We start from the raw sequence: 19300 nt of genomic DNA, 5'->3' as shown, positions 1-19300 counted from the left end.
TCTCCGCAATCGAATGGCATGGCCGAAGCCTTCGTGCGCACCCTCAAACGCGACTACGTCCGTGTGAACCCGACGCCTGACGCACGCACTGTCATAGAGCAACTGCCCCGCTGGCTAACCCACTACAACGAGGTCCATCCGCACAAGGCGCTAGGCTACCGATCACCACGCGAGTACATAACCCAAACCCGCAAGGCCTAGTCAGGCATTTAGGGGGCAACGACACCATCACCGCAGTCATGCGTAAGCTCTACGTCACCGCAAACGCGTTGCTCAGCGCAGATAGATGCTGGGCGCAATCTCCGACTTGATCATTACGGGTACTCTAATCAGAAGGATCAGTCTTCTAGAAGGGAGCAGAAGCAAGCGCGAGAAATGGACCTGGTTTGGCGTTCGATGATACGCGATCGTAGCCCAGCCGAAGGCTCACCGGCTGAGCTGGGCAGGTCCAATCCACGGTCGCAACCGCGTTAGCGGTCGATTCGCATGGCCTTTGCCTTATCGATATCGAGCCCTGTCCTCACGACTGATGTGCTAGTCGAAGATGCCGACCTTCTGGGCCATACAATGGTGCCTTGTTCCCATCACCGCGACGAAAGCATTTCCATCGCGCCCGTTGAAAGTTCACCAGTAGGTCTTCAGCCGTATCCCCGAAGATGCCCTCGATGGTGCAGTTAGGAGTGGTGCCTTAGCCCTAAGCGGGTGCCAGTCCGCTCTTACCGGAACGTTTTTGCGCAGCAGGGTCGTCACTGGCTGGCGTTGCCCCCTAATTGCCTGACGAGGCCTCGCGGGGCTGGGTGATGTACTCGCGGGGTGACCGGTAGCCTAGCGCCTTGTGCAGGTGTACCTCGTTGTAGTGGGTCAGCCAGCGGGGCAGTTGCTCTATGACAGTGCGTGCGTCAGGCGTCGGGTTCGCACGGACGTAGTCGCGTTTGAGGTTGCGCACGGAGGCTTCTGCCATGCCGTTCGATTGCGGAGAGCTGACCGGCGTGGTGCGGGGCACGATGCCGATGTCGTGGGCGAAGCGGCGAGTGTCGTTAGCGACATAAGGGCTGCCGTTGTCGCTGAGCCACTCGATAGGTGAGACCAAGCGGTTCAGCGTGCCAAAGCGATGCTCGACAGTCGCAACCATGAGATCGCGGATGTCCTCTGCGGTGATACCGCCGGTGGTAGCAACGTGCCCATGGCTTCAAGATCACAGCAGTCGAGTGCGAAGGCGACGCGCACCTTCTCGCCATTGTCGCAGGCGATCTCCAGCGCGTCAGAGCACCAGCAGGTGTTGCGCTGATCGTCGGCAAGGCGGCTTTCGTGGCGCCTCTCCTCCTGGCTGCCGCTGTGGCGTTGAAGCAGCAGCCCGTGCACCTTCATGACCCGGTAAACCCGCTCGGGATTGGGCGCTGTGCGCCCGGTCCTGGCAGCCTGGCGGCGCAGCAGGGCATGGACGCGGCGGTAGCAATAGGTGGGCAGGTCGGCGATCAGCGCCCGGATGTCGACGATCAGTTCGGCATCCGGCAAAGGCGGTCGACCTCGCCGGCGCGCAGGTGATGGGTTGTACATGGCTGACAGGTGTTGGCGGCTGATGCCCAACGCCTCGGCCACCGCGCTCACTGGTCGTCCCCCGGCAACGAGATCGTGTTTACCCTTACCGATGAGCCAGCCGCCGGAGCAGGTTGCTCGCCATGGCAAGATGGATCATCGCTTCCGACACGTCGAGGCGCTTCTCGTAGTCGCGCACGAGCCTGCGCCAGCGCGTCATCCAACCGAAGGTGCGCTCGACGACCCAGCGCCGGGGCAATACTCTGAAGCCAGATACGTCATCTGACCGGCGGATGATCTCGACGGTGAAGCCTCGGTAGGCGGCAGTGTCGAGCAGCTTTGTGCGGGCATAGGCGGCGTCCCCGAATAGGTGCTTGAGCCATGGCCAGCGCCTGCGGATCGCCGAGACGATCTCCTGCGCGCCCGCGCTATCGGAAATGTCAGCCGTGTTCAGGTTGACCATGAGCAGTCGTCCGTCGGCGTTGTCCGCGATGTGCCGCTTGCGACCCTTGATCCGTTTGCCTGCATCGAAGCCACTGCCGCAAGGTGCCGATGGAGCCTCGACCGACTGACTGTCGACCACCACTGCCGAGGGGCTCTGTTCGCGCGCCTCGCGCTCCCGGTCGAGCATCAAGCCACGTCATGGATGGTACGGAACAGCAGGCGACGCACGAAGCGCCGGAACCACCAATACACCGTCTGCCATGGCGGAAATTCTCTGGGCAGCATCCGCCAATCGCCCCCGGAACGAGCCAAATAACGCAGAGCGTTCAGCACCTCGCGTAGGTCCGTCCTCCGCTTGCGCCCGCGCTTCGGCGGCTCCGGCAGGAACGGATGAACGATCTCCCACTCCGAATCCGTCAGATCGTTCGGGTAGCGCCTGGCGCGCTTCTAAAGGTCAGCCATCCAGCCACGGCTCGCTCGGGTCCACATCCCGAGCTTGGATCACGCATCCCGCCGCCGCTCAACTCATTTTTCAAATGGTCTCGAAGAGCGAGACCCTGTCAGGTCATTTTGGGGGCCAACTCACTGGTATCCTAGTAGACAGCCTTCAAGTTTGTGCTTTGCCTTGTGCCCACGCCGTGGCGGAAAGCCGTGAAAGGTTACGCTCCTCCGGAGGTCGGGCAATCTGATCCCACTGGCGAGTGGCAAGCAGCACGGCATCATCAATCGGGTCAATCAATGCTAAGCCGCAGTGAGTCTCTGTAGCCCAGACCACTTGGCCGAACACTTCGAAGTCGCCCCAGGTAAGCACAGCCTCATCTCCGAGCCGCGCAGACTTGCTCGTCTTAACGCGAGCACCGCTCAGAGAGATGTCGATAAGGACACAATGCTGTGTACCGTCAAGGAGAATCAGGCGAGCAGCAACACGGGTCCGGAGGCGCGCTGTCGCGCGACGGCCTATCTGACTCCTTTGATCTACGGGTAGGCGGCTAGCAAGCATGCCAAATCTTTATGGCAAAGAAGTTAAGCGATGCCGTCGAACTGAAGGCCGCCGCACCAGATGGTTGGGCTAGAGCTGAAATGCCGCACGCATCGCGGTGAACTCATCCAAGCGGATGAGGCGTTCAAACTCGAAACCAGCGCGCGTCTCGTCCGACCATACAAGATGCCCTTCGATCCAGCCCACCCCTGCCAGGCGGATCGATAGACGTTCGCCCACCTGAAAATCGGATTCTCCAACTGCCATGAAGCCGTGTGCAGAAACATTGAGCAGGTGGATCTGGAACTCACCTCGTCGGCGATGTTCAGCGGGGACAAGGCGGTCAACCTTGCAACGAGCCGATCGCCTGAACTCTTCTAATGCACGTTCCTGCGGTGTTTTCATTGGCGCGACCCCATGTTCCGTTCATTATAACGGCATGGATTGGTCACCTTATAGAGGCCTCTGGTTGCAGTTCAGCACCAAATGCCACGAGGATCATATCTCGTCCGCCTCTGCAACGGGGATTATAACCGCGGGGCGGACTCGACAAAGACTGGCAGGCAGCCCTCAATCTAACTGCCACCCAACCAGGTGGCTCTCAACAGGGGCGCGTCCATCCGCGCTGGCGCGGCGAGACCCGCATAGCAAGTTGCGGTTCAGGACTCGATGGCTTGCGGCACACAGGCTTCACTTGCCCCTTGCAGGAAGACCGCCTCGTTGTGCTTGTCCGAAGCACTGCTGAGCTACTGCCATCAGCCGCCTGTAATCCTGCCAAGCGACGATATGCGCGAACCGAGGACATCGAAGTAGGAAGCCTCAGCATAGTCCATGGCAGGACTGATTGCCTAAACCATGTTAAGATTGCATTAGCACGGCAGCGCAAGGAACAAGCAGCGGAGCAGCAGGTCTACCTCGACGAACTACCTTGCAGGCTCTCTGGCTTCAGCTGGGACGTCTTTTCCGTTTAAGGACCGCGGGGTATACGCAGGGCGACCAAACGCAAGATCCGGCGCAAGGCCTCTGGTCGGCCCACATCAGGTGCATTGGCCGCGATCCACAGGTCCAGCAGTTCGAGATCGTCCTTGTTCAGCTTAACGCCCACCTGAGTCCCGAAGGGCGTGTTCCGGTTCTTGTAGTGACTCGGCACCTTCAGCGCTCCAACGTGGAAGGCGAGATCTACACTCCCGCGTGCGGGGTGCAACACCTAGGCTGCGAGGCTGCAAGCCCTGAGCCATCATCACCGCCGGCATTTCTACTGCACGCCGCAAGTCCAAGCCCACCGTAACCGCAATGAACCGTTCGTTGATCGGCCGGCAACCCAACTCGCCACCTCCGCAGTTAAATCATGTTAGAAGTGAGTCGTGTGAGCGACCTATCATCGTCAAATAAGCGCGTGCGCGCATCCCGCATTCTCGAGTTGGCGAAGGGTGTTGATGCCGTAACTGCAAGCCAGATGATCGAGTTCGCTTTGAATTTAGAACAGGAGGCGGCAGTGGAGGAGCGAAGGCTCTCAGCCGGCAGAATGCCGAACCATGCGCCTACAAACAAGCAGCCTTAAAGGCTATGCCGCGGGCCGTACGCGGCCTACTATTCTCGCGCCACACCAAATTTCGACTTCGTGGACATGATGAAGTTTCAGAGCCTCTTCGCAAGCCTCGTCATCATTGGCTGCTTCGACGTCAACAGGCATAGCCATGATCTTGTTGGCGCCATCCAGACGGTACAAACGGTACTGTGCCATCGACACAAGCCGGCTCCTGTTCACCTGGTTGTACATGCAGCCATAAATGCACACTAGAAGATGAACCGGCGAGTAACATCATGCACCAGCAAGGCCTCGACCAGTGGCTCGTCCAGGCCATGCCGGCGTCCAACAACCCGTTGAATGCTAATCTACTTTCACGCTGGCTCCGGTAGAATACGGATAACAGCGACACGAACCGTGCGGCGGTCCGCAAGCTCCAGAAACGTGCTCGGTTGCGCCATTAGATCGCGCACCGGTTTGCGGCCAATCGGCTAGTGCAACTTCAGCGACAGCCGGAGACGAAGCATCGGTAGTGGCCTAGCCCTGACGGCCTTTGACCCCCATAGAGCAGCATCACAGCTACGATCAGGAATGCCTCGAAACGCTGCCGGAGCGCGCGGATGTCATCCGGACAGGGCTGCGTCGGCCAGTGCCTGCCAGCAGGCGGATGTACCTACGGAGCAAGGTGGTGCGTCTGCTGCGGCGAGCAATTCATCGCCTGGCTCTTAAACGGATAGCAACATCGCGCGGACCTTGGGCAAGTAACCCTGCCACAGAGTATTCTGTTCATCTCCGCTTCGTCAGAGCGCTCATCAAGCTTGCAGAGCACGCGCGCGGCGTGTTCGAGTGGCGGGGTCATGCGATCTCTTCATCGTTCGCAGCGGAGCTAATTAGTCCGCCGTCGATGTTGATTTCGCAACCTTCGTACCCGCCGCCGATCTAGCAACGCCTGTATTTTAATAAGGCCAATCACAGCAGCAGCGATCGCAAGGAACGGACGCCAGTAGTCACTCTCCAGAAGGATGGCGGCGGTGGTGATGAGCGCAATGATCAGTAGGCGTCGCATGCTGGCTTTTCGCTGTGGGTGCCACTGAAGAATGGCAGCCGGTGGCTCCAAGTGCCACTATGCGCCGCGACGCGTCAGCCGGTGTCTCGATATGGGACTCCACGGCCGCCGGTTCTAACATCGATGCTGCCGCCAGTATCTCTGCCCATTCAGCGCCCAGCGACCGCGCACCATAGCGCAAGACAGATCACCGCCACAATGTGACACGCACCACGCTGGAGTTCTCGAGTCCCTGCCATTTCCATTCGACTGCCACTGCATTCCCGGCCTCAAACCAGCACATGGCTCTCAGGCCGTCGCCCGATCGGCACACCTACCAGCTTGACTAGCGCGCCATGGGAACGCTGGGCAGCGACCGCCGGGCAAGGCTGGTTGGACCGGCACGTCCCGTCCATCTCACACGCTGCAATGCCGGCTAGGCGAATGCGCGGACCGTCGGTGCACCAGACCGGCCCATCACCTTCGTAGACCTCCGTCGGCGTGCAGGTAAACGTCTCCCCTGCGGGTATGATGGCGACTGTGGTGAGGATCAAAGGAAGCGGCATCGGCAGCTCGCTACGAGAATGACAGACTTAGGGCTACCCGCCAAAGCGACGAGCCGGCACGTCAGAGTCGCATCGCCCAGCCTCCTTATCACGCGTGGCTGATGATGGCTTTGTCGGCTCGCGTCATTCGCGAAAGCCAAGAGCGGCCCACTCGCAAGCAGCCGTTTGATGCGGCCGCAACCAAGATCGTAAGGCGAATTCTAGGTGCCGATAGGAGTGCATGGGGCCGTATAAGATGAGGGCCGAGATGGCACAGCAACAATCGGCGACGCTTAGTTGAGCACCGCTCAATGATGTCGTTGCCGCCACAATCGACGATGCCGAGGTGCTTTCGTCGGTACTCACGGCGAAGTAGCTCCTGCACGTACGTTTCAGCAGCGGCGGCGCATGCGCTGCAGAGCGGTGGGCGCCTGCCCGCTTGACCGATCATCTATGGCGCGCGATAGCTCATGGGGTTGCCGCCTGTTGCGTCCGATTGGCGCTGCAAGGACATCGAGCCGCCCTTACAGACGCAAGCCCGCGAACATCCGCAAGCCTGTGCACCCCGGCATGCTCAGGCCTTGATCTTAACCGTGAGAGCGTGAATGCGGCTGGCGGCTCAGAAAAGTGGTGGAGCCTGCGAAGGATCAATCTTCAGAGGTGATGGTGGCACGAGTAGCAAAGCGGATTGCGTCTGAGGCCTTGCTGTTCCTCGACCAGCAACGACTGGATCCAACTCCACCGAACTACACGTTAGCGTACTGTTTCGTCACGTCACCGGGCACGTCGGCATCAAGGGAGATCGCCGAGCTGCTTGGAGATGGTCTACGCCTGACCCAGGAGGCCGCAGACGACATCATCTCGCGCCATGGTCTTGGCGGGAGCGGTGCCGCTGCCTTGGATCCAGAAAATGCCGCCGCTGCGCTGCGCCACCAGATGCTCAGGCTCGCAGACATCACGAGCAGCCAAAGCATCGCGACCGCTCAATTCCAGCAGGGCCTATCGGCAGGTATGGCCAGGATTGGCGGAGGGTTCGATGATCTCAGTACCATCATATCGTCCATGATTGCTCTTGCAGCGAACGCGGAGCGCGACCTGGCCGCCGCGGCGGTCGAGACCGATCGTCTGCGACAGGATCTCGATGCCGCCCGTACGGATGCAAACATCGACGCGTTAACGCGGTTGCCGAACCGACGCGCTATCGACGCGATCCTGTCGAAACTCGAGGAGGCGAATGTGCCGCGGACGCTAGCTTTCTGCGACATCGACCGATTTAAGCGGATCAACGACAATCACGGCCATGCGGCTGGCGACAGAGTGCTGGCGGCTGTCGCCAAGGTCTTAGGCGATGCGTGCCATGGCAAAGCCGTTGTTGCGCGATGGGGTGGCGAGGAGTTCGTGGCCGTATTCGAGCACATGGCTGTCGGCGACGCTGCCGTCGTCCTTGAGTCTGCGAGACGCTCTCTAGCCCAGAAACGCTTCAAGGTTCGCGAGACTGATGAGCCACTGGGAATTGTAAGCTTTTCAGCTGGCGTCGCTGGTGGGATCGGTCCCAATTCGGTGATCTCCGCTGCCGCGGATGCGCGCCTTTATCGTGCGAAAAAAGCAGGCAGGAACATGATCATCAGCGCAGGTGTGGAGCATCGCTAACTCGCAGGCCATCAGTCTACGTCCCTAGGATGAAAGGGGGCAGCCGATCCATCACTCGACTGCCCGGGAACCAATATCAGCACCCTACACTATTTGCCCGTGCTTGGTTCAAACACGTGAGCACCAGGTCAGCCGATCGACTTCAATAATTCTATCTTCGACGGTGCGCCGTTCTCGCTGCAGTTGAACTTCACGGTTACTAAACCTTCTGAAGGACCTCGTGCGCCAAGGTCATTGCGTACCCGCAAGCCCCTCTTGAGATCGTTCATCACGCGTGTCGACCAGGTTGCCAGTGTCGGTGGAGCTTGGATGCTTGTGACGGCAGATTGTGTGGACGCGCCCGTAGCGGAGGCGCAGATGATGAACGCCACCGGCAAGGTGGCTGAAAGATAGCCTTTCATTTCAACCTTCTCCCTATCTGCTCGCATCATACATTGTGAAGTCAGGCTATGTTATGCTGCGGATTCTACCTAGACGTGTAGTTAGATTCGTCTTCGAGTCGAATCCCGTAAATGCGGGTGTAATCCTAATACACGCGCGGTTTAAGATGAGAAACCTACAAGACTTACATAGGTTGTTGCATGTTTTAGTAGCGAGATCATGTTCAGGCGATTGCAGACCTGGAGGACGCTATGGTTCAGCCGATGCTTGCAGATAAGACGGTCACCGGGCCGCTTGGTGAGAAGATGACCGCGCGACAGCTGCCGCCCGCGACCACGTCACGCTGGGTGGCACGACGAAAGGCTGAAGTTGTCGCGGCTATCGATGGAGGGCTGTTGTCCGTCGCTGCGGCCTGCTCTCGATACAACCTTACGCTGGAGGAATTGGGATCTTGGCGGCGGCATTATAAGGATGAGGGGATGAAGGGCTTGCAGCAATCCTCCATTCAGAAGCACCGCCCGAAGCCTGAAGTATGAGCTTCCTGCAACGGCTGCCAGGTAAGGCGCGAGCGCGCTTCCGCGGGGCCGACAGGCAGCGCGGCCCGCCTACCGGCACTACGTACGCCGTCGAGAGTTCAGCAACGCGCACGGAAAAGGGGCAACTGGCGCTAACCAACTGCCCCTCCCAACTGACCGAACACCCTGCCTACCGCCCGGCCAGTCTTTCGATCGCTATGACAGCGCACGCCTGCGGACCGGACCGGCAAGAACCCTTGAGCGGCCGATGGAAGAGAAGACGTTGCGCGCGGGGTCACAAGCGCGGTAGTAGCCTGAGTGGGGGAGCCATGGCCTTGCTAGCGCGTCCGACTTGCGAAGACCCTTGCTGGCGATCAGGTCGATAATCTCGATCACCTCGTCGGGCGCTTCGATGGCCTCTACTGCGCTCACGAGCAGTCCCGGACACCGCGCGCCGGCCATGGCGGAAGCTGCTGCGTTCAATGCTGAGGGATGAGCTCGCACTGCTCGGCCGAGGGCGCTCAACGCCGTGAAGTTTCGGATAACCGCGCGTGCATCATCGCGCGCCTCTGCCTCCGACGCTTCGCATAGTGGCTGGACCTGATCGTAGGCGCGCCGTGCTGTTGCTACTTCCACGTTCTGCCGCTCTATTTCAAGCGCTTGCGTCCGCCCGGCAACGTCGCCCAAGCCCCCCCCGGGAAGTGTGTTATGCTCACGCTCGAGCTTGTCGCGGTTGATCCGCTGCTCCGCGGCTCCGGTCGTGTCCTATCCGGCGAGCAGCGCGTCTCCGATGAGACTGCCGCCGCGATCGTTCACAACTGGCGATTGGGCGAGATGATGCGCGCCCTTGAAGGGGCGCAGGAGGTGCAGGATCGGCGAAGCCGTCAAACGCCGTGGCGTCACCAGCCGCGACGCGGGCCTTCAGCGGGTCGTGTTGGCAGCGCCATCGATCGGCCATCCTGGAGATAGTGGGCGCTGTTATCGGTAGCTCCTTAAGCGAGCCCACCAGCTTCTCTTCGAGTTTGTCCGCGCCTCTTAGCGCTTGATGCCGTATAGCTCTTCGAGGTTGGCCCACTCGGACGCGCGGGCGCCTGCCTGCGATGCCAAGTCGATCAGCTTGGAAAGTTGGCTGTCGAGATCAACCAAGGCGGCGCCGAGCGGGTCCTTCTAGCGCTTCAGTTTTTTTAATGCGTTGCGAAGGTGAGAGCGTCTTGCGAGACCGGATTGAGATCGTCAGCGGCCTGGCGCAGCGTCTGCGTGCTCTGGCGAATGCCGGTGATGACGCCCTTGTCGATGGCATAGACCATCGCCGCGCGGATTGCCTCTTCCAGCGTCTCGAACTCTTCGCGCCCGGCCTTGTCACCTGGTTTCGCATCGAGGGTGTACTTCTTATCGGGCGTGCCGACTCAGCCGAGCTTGAGGCCGGTAGTGAGCCCACCATAAGCTGTTCCGCGATGCGATCGAGAGCCGTAGCGAGCGATTCCGCGGCGCCGCCCGCCGCCACCTTGCGGAAAGCGGAATTGCCGGCGATTGCGTAGGACGCCCTGCCATCGCTGTTCAGCCCGATGTCGCTGGCGTATCCCTTTTTGGCTTTCTTCAGAACGTCACCGAGTAGACGGTCGGCAATCGAACCGATGATCTCGCCGCCAGGAATGCCGGACAGCGCGCCGAGCGCTCCGCCGATCTGCAAGCCGATTGTGAAGGTCTTAATCTTCAGCGCCTTGTCAATGCGGACGATATCCAATCCCATCGCACCGCCGGTCATGTTGCCAGCGATGACGCCCTGTAAGGTGCCAGCGATGGGCTGCCCGAACCAACTACACGACCTTCACATCCAACGGCGTCGGCGTTCGCGCCGGTCTGGGGTAGGGAGTGTCGACGAAATCACTGCGCGCACCGGCGGCGAACTCCTGGCACCTTTTCGCGTCTTGCTGATGGTCGAGGAGCGCTCGGATTGCGGGCTCTTCCTCAACTGCCGGCGGTTTCGGGTGCCCCGGCATCTTCGTCTGTATCATTCAGCGGTATGCGGCCGACTACTGGTCATTTCGTCCGGCATGAAGCTACACGAACAGGACCGACAATAGTTGCAGCCGGGACCGGCTCGCGACTGGCAATTGGACGTTCGAAGCTGCGCGGCGCAGATCGTGGCTTCGAAGATTTGATACAGCTGGAGAGCATGCTCTCGCTTACCGACTGCACTCGGATCATCCAAGACGCTCAGCAACCGTTTGCAAGAGGTCGGCTCATAGCGGCGGCGGCTCTGAAGTCCCCAGCCCTTAGCAGTAAATTTACTTCATCGGGCGATTGTAAGAGCTTGAACGGGTGAGTGTCGACACCTCAGGTCGGCACAGGCAGTCGAGAAGACCATATTGTGATAGGACACCCGAATAGCGCTTTGCGCACGATCGCATCGAGCAATCGGCTGCTCTACGCATTGATTATAGCCGCGTTCTTCCTGGTCCTGGTCTCCGCCTTTCGCTTCCAAGCGCCCGAGCTTCTTGGCCAGCGTAAGATCCTCACCGACTTCGATGCTTTCCACATCACTGGCCGCCTCGCGGCCGAGGGCAAGATTGCCAACGCCTATCATCTAAGCACTCTGGTCGAGGCGCAGCGGGCTATGTCCGGTACTGGCAGCTTCATGCCTTGGACTTACCCGCCGCCATTCGCCTTGCTGATGCAGGCCTTGGCCAGGCTGCCGATCGGCGTCGCCTTCATGCTGTTCACTGCCGCCAGCTTTGCCTTCTACCTTCGCATATTGCATGCGATCGCCGGGCGATGGCTTCCAGGTACGGCGATGATGATTATGCCAACCCTGCTTCTCAACCTTCGAACCGGGCAGAACGGCTTCTTGACCGCGGGCTTGATCGGTTGGTTCCTGATCGCCTTTCGCAACAGGCGATCGGCGGCCGGGCTGCCGCTGGGCCTCATGGTGGTCAAGCCGCACTTGGCGGTGGGAATCACAATCCTCTCGGTCCTAAGGCGCGGATGGGGCGCGCTCTCGATTGCAGGCCTGGTCGCTCTGGGTCTCATGGGGCTTTCGAGTTTCGTCTACGGTCCCAGCGTATGGGCAGACTTCCGTGACGCCGTGCGCGAGGCGGGCGGGTTCCTCTTGCAAGGTTATTACCCATTCTACCGCATGAGCTCCGTCTACGCCGCACTCTACACGATGGGACTGGGCGCAATGATGGCCATGGCGCTGCAAACCTTGAGCGCTCTTCTCGCGCTCGTGCTCCTCGCAAAGGCCTGCCTCAGCGGCATTCCATACCGCCACCTGGCCGCACTCACTTGCTGTGCGTCCTTGTTCGTTAGCCCGTATGGTTATGATTATGACCTGACCATCCTGGGCGTCGCGCTGGCTTTCGTCATGCCCGACCTGCTGAACCGTGGACGGCCAAGCGAAATCGCCGGACTGCTCCTGCTTACGTGGTTTGTATGCGGCTTCGGCATCGCCTGGAGCATTACCACATCGCGGGGCCAACCGGGGACAGCTGTTGATCTGGATGCCGGCAATGCGGGCCTCTCGCTAATTTCCCCGGCCTTGCTCGCGCTCTTCTGGCTGACCATGCATGTCTGCCGCAAGCGCGACGCTGGGAAAGATGAGGCGTCCCGGCGACTCGTCGCCGAAGAGGGGGCGGCAAAGCCAGCCGTAATCCCGATGCGCGGCGAGCGCTCCCCAGACTGAAGCCATGGCGCGTTATTGTGGATCCGCTTAGATGTGGGACAGTGGACGGTAGCGCTGCCATCTCTGAGCAGCAGCGCTCGTGCGGCTAGAAGCCGATCTCGGTATGGCCCATCGCGCGATCGCAGGGGACGCCGCACACCTGCGCTGCTTTAACATGAAGATCGACTGTCATCCTGTCGCTCAGTCAAGCTTTGACTATTGGCGGTCCACCGGCCTACTGTCAGGAAGTCGGCTCAGCCTGTTCCGTTCGGGAGCCGCGGCGCAGACGACGATCTCACCAGCTTTGGCCGATCCGCAGCGCGGCTGATCCGCGCTGCGCGTCACGTAGCGGTGCGCTGCCGGCTTCGAATTCGGAAGCCACATGCGAGAGCGCAACGATAGACGGTCTCTCCGGTAAGAGTCTGGAACCTCACCGCCGTGCATCCTCTCATGGAAGCGTAATCATGGCGATCGTAAGTCGGCGCTACACTCTCCGCTATCAAGGCTTTGTCCAAAGTGGCGTTGATCGCTCGCATCGCTGACCTGATCCACTATCAAGCCATGTCACGACATTTACAGATACTTGCTAAAGCCGCATAACAGTCTCGTGGACCCGCGCCGTAACCCATTCGCCCCAGGTGCGGGAACACCACCTCCCGAACTCGCCGGCGTTGATGCCGTGCTGGAACGAACCGCGGTCGCACTTGATCGCATACGTGCAGGTCTGGCGGCGCGCCCCCGCATTCTTTACGGACTGCGAGGCGTCGGTAAGACCGTGCTGCTCACCGCCATGCGCGACGCGGCGGAAGAGAAGGGTATGGCGGTCGTCGCAATCGAGGCGTCAGAGAACCGCTCGCTACCGGGTATCCTGTTGCCGGCCTTGCGCGTGGCATTCCTGCGGCTCGACCGAATGAAGCAGGAGACCGCCGGCGTTGCGCGTGCGCTGAAAGCCCTGGCCGGGTTCGCCAAGCTGAAGGTCAAGTACGACGACCTGGAAGTCCCTCTCGACTTTGAGCCCGAGCCGGGGTTGGCAGACAGCGGTGACCTGGATGCCGACCTTTCCGACCTGATCGTTACGGTCGGAGAGGCGGCGCAAGAGCAGCAGAGCACGGTCGTGCTGGTGATCGACGAGCTGCAATACGTGCCGGAGGAGCAGCTTGCCGCATTGATTGGCGCGCTTCATCGGGCCGCCCAGAAGCGCCTGCCGGTGACCATGCTCGCGGCCGGTCTGCCGCAACTGATCAGGCAAATCGGACGTGCTAAACCCTACGCCCAGCGATTGTTCGAATTCGTGACGATCGGCCCGCTTGACGAGAAAGCCGCGTGCGACGCGGTGCGGCTGCCTATCGAGCGCGAGGAGGAGACGATCGAGAAGGACGCCCTAGATGCGATCTTCGCGCAGACCCAAGGCTATCCCTACTTTCTGCAGGAGTGGGGCAAGCACAGCTGGGACGCCGCGGAAGGCTCCCCCATCACCGTCACCGACGTTGAAGCTGCTGCGGTAGCCGCATTGGCCGAGCTGGACGCTAGCTTCTTTCGTGTACGCTTCGATCGTCTGACATCGGCCGAAATGCGCTACTTACGCGCCATGGCCGATCGTGGCGCCGGTCCGCACAGTTCCCGGCAAGTAGCTGAGACGCTGGGCGTCACGGTGTCGATTGTTGCGCCAACCCGCAACAGCCTCATCGCCAAGGGAATGCTCTACAGTCCGGCCGGTGACGACACTGCGTTCACCGCGCCCTTGTTCGATGCCTTCATGCGGCGAGTCGTGCCGGGATGATCGTGCGCCTGAAGACACCAAGCAGGCACAAACTAAGAAATATTTAGGACGTTTCGAGACAGTCTTACGCTATCGTTGAATGCTTCGATGCTCGGATTGTTGGCTGTCGGTGGCCGCCGCCACGCGATATCCTGAAGATAATCGCAACAATGCGGATGATGGCTAGCAGCGCGCTCGAAGCAATCCGGTGGGAGATCCAGCCTTGATTGGCCATGAGGTCGTTGCCGCTCACGCGGTCGCTGCGCCTGCTGCAGCCGCCAACGCCGAAGCAGGCAGTGCCACGCCCGACATCATCGTGACAGGTCAGCGAATGGAGGGTGAGGGTGACTACGGGGTGAAGCGGCAGACTACAACCGCGCTTCCAGATCAGCCAGCGTGAAACGCCACACTCGGTCAACGTGGTCACGCGCGCGCATTGCACAGCATGATTTCAACGCGCTGCTGGCGACAGTGCCTGGCGCGAACGTCCAGGCGGCCGACACCGATCGCATCTACTAATCGGCTCCCAGTTTCGACATCCAGACCTTCCAGATCGAGGGCATTGGCCTGCCCTTCGCGTCCGATGTACAGACCGGGTCGATCGAAATCGCGATCTTCGACTGATCGACGTCGTGCGGGGGGCTCCGCGCCTGCTGTCGGCCACCGGCAATCCGTCCGCGGTGGTCAACTTCATCCGCAAGCGCCCGGGTTGGAGTTCCAGGCCACCGCCAATGCGCCGTACGCATCGTTCGACCACCTGGGGTTCGATGCCGACGTCAGCGTGCCGATCACCAGCGATGGCTCGATCCGTGCGCGGACGGTCGGCGGCTACGGCTATGGCGACAGCTACCTCGGCCGGCATCACCTCCGCCGCTAAACCGGGTACGGCACCGTCGAATGGAATCTGGTCCGGTAGACCACTCTCACCGGCGGCTATGCGTACCAGAACCACCAGAACCGCGGCGCGATGTGGGAAGCACTGAGGATCTAAGACACTGAGGGCAGGCGCACCGACCTGCCGCGCTCGGCGAACACAGGGCCCGACTGGGCCGGATGGAACGTCATCGACCGGCAGATCTTCGACGACCTGGTCAACGACTTGAACGAGGACTGGTACGCCAAGCTCACCGTCAATCGCCGCGCCATCGGCGAGGACGACGCGTTGTTCTACGTCTACAACAATCCGAGCCACGCCTTTGCCCTCGCATCGACCCGTCACTCAACGCGGATGGCGGCAACGTGCGCACCTATCGCGGAGCCTCCCGGGCACAAGCCCGCAATCTTACGCTTGACGCCCACGTCGCCGGTAATGTCGTGCTGTTCGGCCGCGAGCACGACCGGCGCGCAGATGAGGACGCTTAGCTAAGTACTGACCTTCGGCAACATCATCTGGCCAATCGTAGCGATGGAGATCAGTCTGCGTGAGGCGACAAGGGCAATCCAGACGCCACGCTTCCGGCCATTCCGATCCGCTCCACGGTCAGCTCATATCCTGACCCCGGCCGCGTCGGTGGGAAGCCAGGCGCTGCTCGTCTTTTCCTACGTCGAGAATCGCGGGAGCATCGCACCGGATTCTGGTTCGCTCAAGATGGTGAGTTGCCTGTCCGAGACCGAAAAGCCGCGAGAGACCAGGCTTCCCGATTACCGATCACTCCCGATGTTCGGAGGGCGCTATGAGCGAGACGCGCCGACCCGCCCTTGCCGCACCCAAATAGCCACGCCCTTCCTGCGAGTGAGGAAACGATAATTGTTGTCCAGTTCATGGGCAATCGCGGGATCGGCCCGCGCCCAGGCATTCCAGTCGAAAGGCCAGCCGAAGCGCTTAGAGTCGATCAGTAGCACGTCGGGCCGCCGGCGCTTCAGGTCCTCGCGTAGACGGGTCCGCTCCATGGTGATTATCTCTTCCGCCAGTTGGTGGTCAGTGGCGCTGAGTCCACCGCGCTCAAGCTGCATCTCCGCGCCGCCCGACAGCAGCTGCGAGCCGGCGGCGCTGGCCCACTCGCCGTTCAGCTTGCGCACGAGCGGCTCGCCCAAACCTACGTTGTCGCTCACCATCAGTATCCTGGGATGCGCCGGGGCGGCGGCGCGGATCGGCTCCTGCAGGACGATGAAGCTGTTGGGTGAGGGCACCAGCCAGATCACCAAAGCCAAGCCGGCGAGCAGCACCTTACGCTGGTCGGCTGGGGGAAGGCGACCGGTCAGGAACGCCGGCGTCAGTAGCGGGCCTAACAGAGCGAACGTCGCCGCCGGCAACCGCATGTAGCCAAATCCCTTGCCTTGGATGACGTAGGAAAGGAACCCGCCCAGCGCCGCCAGAAGCCACGGCGCGCCATCGCCCCACCTCGTACGCTCGCGCCCGCATGTGATGTGCAGCATCCACAAGAGGCCCGCCAGTGCACACAGGACGTCCGGGCCGAACAGCAGGAAGCTCAGCGGCTTGCGCACCGGTAGGTAGGTGAGCGCGGCCCAGCGCGGATAGACGGAGAAATAGGCCGGATAGGCGATCAGCGCGGCGACATAGTAGCCGACCACCATCGCTCCGGCCACCCAGCAGGTTATGTCAAACAGAAGCTTAATCGAGCGTTGGCGGTAGGCCGCCCACAGCAGCGAGAGCGCAGCCGGCAGCGCAAAGTGCGGTTTGATGCACATGGCGAACCCGGCGCACAGCCCGACCAGGATCCTGAGGCTCAGCGCTCGGGTCTGCGTATCGCCCATCGCGAACGAGGCGGCGAACGCCACGAGCGGCACTAGGCCGAGGACTGCGACATGCTCGCGCTGGGCGAAGGTTGCCCCAGGCACAAGGGCCAGCGCGGTCAGAATTACCTGGGTGGCGCAACGGCGCGCCGTGTCATCTGCCAGTATAGGATGGAGCGCGGCAAGGGTCAGCCGTGTCGAACACCAGGCAAGCACCAGGACCATGGCGACGACGAAAACATGCGCCGGCACCGGCAGCACTGAGCCTAGGTAGGCCGCAGGCATGTACATCAGCACCGAGAGCGGCGGATTGAGCTCGATCGCGTCGATGCCGAGCCTTCCCCCGGCCAGCATCTTCTCGCAGACGGTCAGCAGCCAGCCCAGGTCTGAGTTGAGGACGAGCGGTATCTGAATCACGAACACAGCCGCAAGGATGGCGAACTCGCGCCACGCAATCGGCAGACCGACGCGCCGCGCGAAAACCATGCCGTGAGGCCCAGCCAGTGCCGTCATGCCGATCCATCCCTAATCCAAGCAGAGAATATGCTGATTCCGGTTGAGATTTAATTAAGTATGTCTCGCCGATAACATCGTCCGTCGCGCCTGGGTGAGCCAATGAAGCTCCTGACAATCCTACTCGGAAGCACGGCTTTCACCGTTGCGGCTCGACTTTTCAGCGACATCCTCACCAGGGCGGCGTGAAGATAGCGCCGTTGGGAAGCCGCATCGCTTGCGCCGATTAAGCCCGATCAGGCAAACGTCCGCGGTCTGTAGGATGCGAACAGCGGCGCAGAAGAACGACGATCGCGACGCCCAGGCTATCGCGGGCGCGGCGACACGCCCAACGATGCGGTTCGTGGAACTGGAGACCGAAGAGCAACTCGACATGCAGACGCTGCACCGCAATCTCGACCAGATGGCCGGCGACCGCACCTCGCTGATGAACCAGATCAGAAGTCTTCTCCTCGAACGTGGCTATATCGTTGCGCAAGGGCGCGCAGAGCTTGCCGCACGCCTCGGTGAGATGCTGGATGGCGACAAGCCAGTGCTCAGAACCCGCATTCACCGGCTCGTCAGCGATATGCGTCTGCGCTGGATTGCCCTCGACGAGCGGATTCAGATCTCGATGCCGAGTTCACCCACGCTGCTCACGCAGATGAGCGGATGCGGCGGCTACTGAGCATGGCTGGTATCGATGCACCCGCCGCGACGGCACTGGTGGCAGCTGTCGGAGACGCCCGGACCTTTGAGCGTGGTCGCGATCTTCCGGCCTAGTTGGGGTTGGTACCACGGCACGCGACCACCGGAGGCAAACCCCGGCTGCTCGGGATTACCAAGCGCGGTAGCCATACCTTGCGCAAGAACCTGATCCAGCGCGCCCGTTCGTCGCCGCCGACGCTGAGCAAGAGCGATACGCGGCTCGGCGCCTGGTTGCGAAGCTTGCTCTCGCGTGCGCACCCCAATACCGTCGTCGTGGCGCTGGCGGCCAAGATGGCGCGCAGAGTCTAGGCGCTGCTGCGTTACAAACGCACCTACGAACCAGTCGCGCAAGCGGCGTGAATGAGATCGGCCGATGCGGCGCGCACCGGCCGGATGACGTTTGCGGGAGGTGAGTGACAGATGGCCTGACAGTTGACCGGTGTCCTGAAACTCTATGGTGTAGAATGGCACTCGATGCCGATCCCTTGCGAGGGCCAGAACGGGCGGATCTCCATCTTGGCCCACGGCTTCATGCTGAAAGGCCGGATACGTTTTTCGCAGACTGCTCAGATCGTCAGAAACAAACCTCGTGCCGACGGGGCGAGCCACACGTTTGCCCCTTCGGCGCTGCGTTGGGCGTAGTTGTAGCTACTGTCGATCTGACCAATCTCGGCAATTCAGCCTTTTGTGTCAGCAGCGCCAGAGTGCGGATCCAGATGCCAAGGCGGCTTGACCGGTGCCAACTATCGAAGTCGCTTTTTCTTGCTGCACGTATTCGGCAGGAGCATCCGCCCAGCGACCGCCACACTTGAGCATGTAAATAGTCGCCGGAATCAGGCTGCGATCATCCGCCCGCGCATGGGTGATGCGTCGGCAAGTGCGGCTCGATGGCACCCCAAGTTTGATCCGATAAGCAGAACAACGAACGCGACATTCCTAAAGCTGCCAGCCTCAGCGGAGACCTCCTGAGTCGATGTGCACGCCGACTTTCAAGAGGCTGGTCGGGTTTGAACTTAGAGCAGTTCCACGACGAGCGGAATCGGCGAGGGGTTCCATGGCGATGATCATGTGATCTATAGGATGTGGTCACGAAGGAGGCGGCATGGGTTGGCGGTCGGCTCAGAGCTACTCGCAGGATTTGCGCGATCGGGTGCCGAGGGCTGTGGATGGTGGCATGCCGGTACGGCAAGCGGCGCCTAGCTTTGAGGTGAGCATCGCGTACATCTACAAGGCTGTGATCCGACGCCGGGTGACTGGCGAATGCGGGAATCAACCCGAACTAGGGCATGCGCCGCGCAAGCTGTCGGGCGCGCAGGAACTGGCGCTCGAAGCGCACATCCGCTCGCGCCTGGGATCACGCTGG

The 19300-nt window shown here is 61.1% G+C and carries 11 protein-coding genes and 4 pseudogenes; 8 read left to right on the top strand and 7 right to left on the bottom strand.

Annotation, left to right across the window (positions count from 1 at the left end; all coding sequences use genetic code 11):
- Window positions 1–201: integrase core domain-containing protein (locus HNO88_RS20725; RefSeq protein WP_184250450.1), on the top strand; the 201-nt coding region annotated here is incomplete at its 5' end.
- 565 nt (window positions 202–766) lie between these two features.
- On the opposite strand, the pseudogene HNO88_RS22525 reads toward HNO88_RS20725, so the two are convergent.
- The 4 genes and pseudogenes from HNO88_RS22525 to HNO88_RS20700 form a co-directional block, all read right to left on the bottom strand.
- Window positions 767–1608 (bottom strand): annotated as a pseudogene (locus HNO88_RS22525) (IS3 family transposase); the annotation flags it as partial.
- Window positions 1609–1642: 34 nt separating this feature from the next.
- A pseudogene (locus HNO88_RS20710) lies at window positions 1643–2469 on the bottom strand (IS5 family transposase).
- Between the two features lie 118 nt (window positions 2470–2587).
- Complete coding sequence (locus HNO88_RS23095) at window positions 2588–2980, bottom strand: PilZ domain-containing protein (RefSeq protein WP_184250440.1); 393 nt, start codon at window positions 2978–2980, stop codon at window positions 2588–2590.
- A 69-nt stretch (window positions 2981–3049) separates the two neighbouring features.
- A complete protein-coding gene (locus HNO88_RS20700; protein WP_184250437.1) occupies window positions 3050–3364 on the bottom strand; it encodes a PilZ domain-containing protein in 315 nt (104 codons plus the stop codon).
- Window positions 3365–6779: 3415 nt separating this feature from the next.
- Here HNO88_RS20700 and HNO88_RS20695 point away from each other — a divergent pair.
- Window positions 6780–7727, top strand: a complete 948-nt coding sequence (locus HNO88_RS20695) for a GGDEF domain-containing protein (protein ID WP_184250435.1) — start codon at window positions 6780–6782, stop codon at window positions 7725–7727.
- Between the two features lie 128 nt (window positions 7728–7855).
- On the opposite strand, the gene HNO88_RS20690 is transcribed toward HNO88_RS20695, so the two are convergent.
- Window positions 7856–8128, bottom strand: a complete 273-nt coding sequence (locus tag HNO88_RS20690) for a hypothetical protein (RefSeq protein WP_184250432.1) — start codon at window positions 8126–8128, stop codon at window positions 7856–7858.
- A gap of 231 nt (window positions 8129–8359) precedes the next feature.
- Here HNO88_RS20690 and sciP point away from each other — a divergent pair, with 231 nt between their 5' ends.
- Window positions 8360–8644, top strand: coding sequence for a CtrA inhibitor SciP (sciP, locus tag HNO88_RS20685; RefSeq protein WP_184250429.1), 285 nt, complete (start codon window positions 8360–8362; stop codon window positions 8642–8644).
- Between the two features lie 1117 nt (window positions 8645–9761).
- Here sciP and HNO88_RS20680 read toward each other — a convergent pair.
- Complete coding sequence (locus tag HNO88_RS20680) at window positions 9762–10388, bottom strand: hypothetical protein (protein WP_184250426.1); 627 nt, start codon at window positions 10386–10388, stop codon at window positions 9762–9764.
- A 630-nt stretch (window positions 10389–11018) separates the two neighbouring features.
- Here HNO88_RS20680 and HNO88_RS20675 point away from each other — a divergent pair.
- From HNO88_RS20675 to HNO88_RS20665, 3 genes are all read left to right on the top strand, one after another.
- The gene (locus HNO88_RS20675; RefSeq protein WP_184250423.1) at window positions 11019–12305 is read left to right on the top strand and encodes a glycosyltransferase family 87 protein; all 1287 of its coding nucleotides are present in this window, start codon (window positions 11019–11021) and stop codon (window positions 12303–12305) included.
- A gap of 586 nt (window positions 12306–12891) precedes the next feature.
- The gene (locus HNO88_RS20670) at window positions 12892–14064 is read left to right on the top strand and encodes a DUF8462 domain-containing protein (protein WP_184250420.1); all 1173 of its coding nucleotides are present in this window, start codon (window positions 12892–12894) and stop codon (window positions 14062–14064) included.
- Window positions 14065–14752: 688 nt separating this feature from the next.
- Window positions 14753–14920 carry a hypothetical protein gene (locus HNO88_RS20665; RefSeq protein WP_184250417.1) on the top strand — a complete coding sequence of 56 codons (168 nt, stop codon included), beginning with the start codon at window positions 14753–14755 and terminating at the stop codon, window positions 14918–14920.
- A 794-nt stretch (window positions 14921–15714) separates the two neighbouring features.
- Here the strand turns inward: HNO88_RS20665 and HNO88_RS20660 are convergent.
- On the bottom strand, window positions 15715–17250 hold the full coding sequence (locus HNO88_RS20660) for a hypothetical protein (protein WP_184250414.1): 1536 nt from the start codon (window positions 17248–17250) through the stop codon (window positions 15715–15717).
- Window positions 17251–17449: 199 nt separating this feature from the next.
- Between HNO88_RS20660 and HNO88_RS20655 the strand changes: the two are divergent.
- Together HNO88_RS20655 and HNO88_RS22095 are read left to right on the top strand one after the other, a co-directional pair.
- A pseudogene (locus HNO88_RS20655) lies at window positions 17450–18246 on the top strand (IS110 family RNA-guided transposase); the annotation flags it as partial.
- Window positions 18247–19039: 793 nt separating this feature from the next.
- Window positions 19040–19300 (top strand): annotated as a pseudogene (locus HNO88_RS22095) (hypothetical protein); the annotation flags it as partial.

Origin of the sequence: Novosphingobium chloroacetimidivorans, from assembly GCF_014204535.1 — a bacterium.
In the GTDB taxonomy this organism is placed as follows: domain Bacteria; phylum Pseudomonadota; class Alphaproteobacteria; order Sphingomonadales; family Sphingomonadaceae; genus Novosphingobium; species Novosphingobium chloroacetimidivorans.
The sequence above is the reverse complement of the archived record's forward strand: the minus strand, read 5'-3'. Positions and strand labels throughout refer to the sequence as shown.